Source organism: Streptomyces sp. NPDC033229 (assembly GCF_055576875.1).
Genome location: NZ_JBVIQR010000169.1, coordinates 1 through 2484, shown reverse-complemented (window position 1 = coordinate 2484; position 2484 = coordinate 1). Strand labels below are relative to the sequence as shown.

Below are 2484 nucleotides of genomic sequence, written 5' to 3'. Positions count from 1 at the left end.
CTGGAGGACGCGTTCGCCGCCGTGAGGTTCCAGGCCGGGTCGAGGGACGACGGCATCACGTCCGGGAAGAGCGCGAGGAAGATCAGCGCGAAGGCGGCCGCGACGGTCACCCCGGAGAAGGCGAACGTCCAGCCCTCCCGCCCGAAGTGGTTCATGGCCAGCGCCGCGACCAGGGCCACCCCGGCGACGATCAGCGCGACGAGGCTGCGTCCGTTGCCGGACTCGATCTGCGTCCAGCCGAGGAAGGTCACGCCCAGCACGCCGGAGGTCATGCCGAGGACGGTCGCCCGGGAGCGCGCCCGGTGGCGGATGTCGCCGACCGTCTTCAGCGTCGCGAAGACCGCGCCGTGGAAGGTGAAGAGCACGAGCGTGAGGGCACCGCCCAGCAGGGCGTACGGGTTCAGCAGGTCGAGCACGTCACCGGCGAAGTTCTTGTCCCGCCCGATCGGCACCCCGCGCACGATGTTGGCGAAGAGGACACCCCAGACGAAGGCGGGCAGCAGCGAGCACCAGAAGATCGCGTGCTCCCAGTTCAGCTGCCACCGCTCGCCCGCGCGCTTGTGGCGGTACTCGAAGGCGACGCCGCGCAGGATCAGACAGACCAGGATGAGCAGGAACGGCAGGTAGAAGGCGCTGAAGAGGGTGGCGTACCAGTCGGGGAAGGCGGCGAAGGTCGCGCCGACCGCGGTGATCAGCCAGACCTCGTTGCCGTCCCAGACGGGCCCGATGGTGTTGATCAGCACCCGGCGCTCCGTGCGGTCCCGGGCGAGGAGCTTGGTCAGGACGCCGATGCCGAAGTCGAAGCCCTCGAGGAAGAAGTAGCCCGTCCACAGGAAGGCGATCAGCAGGAACCAGAGGTCGTGGAGGTGCATGGTCGGTGTCTCCGTTCCGCCGCGTCAGTACGCGAAGGTCATCGGCTTGTCGGCGTCCTCGGGCTCGCCGGCCCCCGGCGAGGGGCGCCGCAGCCTCGGGTCCTTCGTGGGCGGCTTCTCGTCCGTGTCCGGGCCGGCCGTGGCGTACTTCACCAGCAGCTTCACCTCGACGACGGCGAGGATCCCGTACAGCAGCGTGAAGATGCCCATGGAGATGAGGACTTCGGCCTGGCTGACGCCGGGCGAGACCGCGTTGCCGGTCTTCATCAGCCCGTAGACGGCCCAGGGCTGGCGGCCCATCTCGGTGAAGATCCAGCCGAAGGAGTTGGCGATCAGCGGGAAGCCCATGGTGAGGATGCCGATGCGCCAGGACCAGGTGGTGAAGAACGGGCTCATCTCGCGGGTGCGCGTCAGCATCAGCCGCGGGACCTCGTTCTCGCCCGTGCGGAACCGCGGCGCGAGCCAGAACTTCTTGCGCGTGGTCCACAGCCCGATGAGCGCGGCCACGAACGATGTCATCCCGAAGCCGATCATGAGGCGGAAGCCCCAGAAGGTCATGAAGATGCTGGGGATGTAGTCCTCGGGCTCGCCGCCGTAGCGGGCGGCCTCCCGTGCGGCGATGTCGTTGATGCCGGGAACGGCGTCGGTGAAGTTGCTGTGGGAGAGGAAGGAGAGCAGGCCGGGGATCTCTATCTCGACGCTGTTGTGGCCCTTGGAGACATCACCGACCGCGAACACCGAGAACGGCGCCGGTGCCTTGGTCTCCCACAGAGCCTCGGCGGCGGCCATCTTCATCGGCTGCTGCTCGAACATCACCTTGCCGAGGCTGTCACCGCTGATCGCGGTGCCGAGCCCGGCGATGACCGCCACGACGAGCCCGACGCGCAGCGAGGTCCGCATCGCGCCGATCTGGTGCCGCTGCTTCTCGCCCGGCTCCTCGCCGCGCAGCTGCTTGCGCTTGGCGCGCCACAGATGGAGCGAGGCGATGCCGACCACGAACGCGCCGCCGGTGAGGAAGGCCGCGGTGAGGGTGTGGAAGACCACGACGAGAGTGGTGTTCTGCGTCATCACCGCCCAGATGTCGGTGAGCCGGGCCTTGCCGGTCGCCTTGTCGATGACGTAGCCGACGGGGTGCTGCATCCAGGAGTTCGCGGCCAGGATGAAGTACGAGGAGAGGATCGTGCCGACGGCGACGATCCAGATGCACGCGCAGTGGATCTTCTTGGGCAGCTTGTCCCAGCCGAAAATCCACAGCCCGATGAAGGTGGACTCGAAGAAGAAGGCCAGCAGGGCCTCCATCGCGAGCGGCGCCCCGAAGACATCACCGACGAACCGGGAGTAGTCAGACCAGTTCATGCCGAACTGGAACTCCTGCACGATGCCGGTGACCACGCCCATCGCGATGTTGATCAGGAAGAGCTTTCCCCAGAACTTCGTGGCGTGGAAGTACTTCTCCTTGCCGGTGCGCACCCACGCCGTCTCCAGCCCGGCGGTGATGGCCGCCAGGCTGATCGTGAGCGGTACGAAGAGGTAGTGGTAAACGGTGGTGATGCCGAATTGCCAGCGCGCCAACGTTTCCGGCGCCAGAGCCAGGTCCACGCGGTCTCTCCTT

2 protein-coding genes are annotated in these 2484 nt (G+C 67.2%); both read right to left on the bottom strand.

Annotation, left to right across the window (positions count from 1 at the left end; genetic code table 11):
- Positions 1–872 (bottom strand): cytochrome d ubiquinol oxidase subunit II (gene cydB / locus ACZ53N_RS37095; RefSeq protein WP_469145102.1); only part of this gene is annotated, 872 nt, incomplete at its 3' end.
- Positions 873–896: 24 nt separating this feature from the next.
- Positions 897–2471, bottom strand: a complete 1575-nt coding sequence (locus ACZ53N_RS37090) for a cytochrome ubiquinol oxidase subunit I (protein ID WP_469145101.1) — start codon at positions 2469–2471, stop codon at positions 897–899.
- Positions 2472–2484 lie beyond the last annotated feature (13 nt).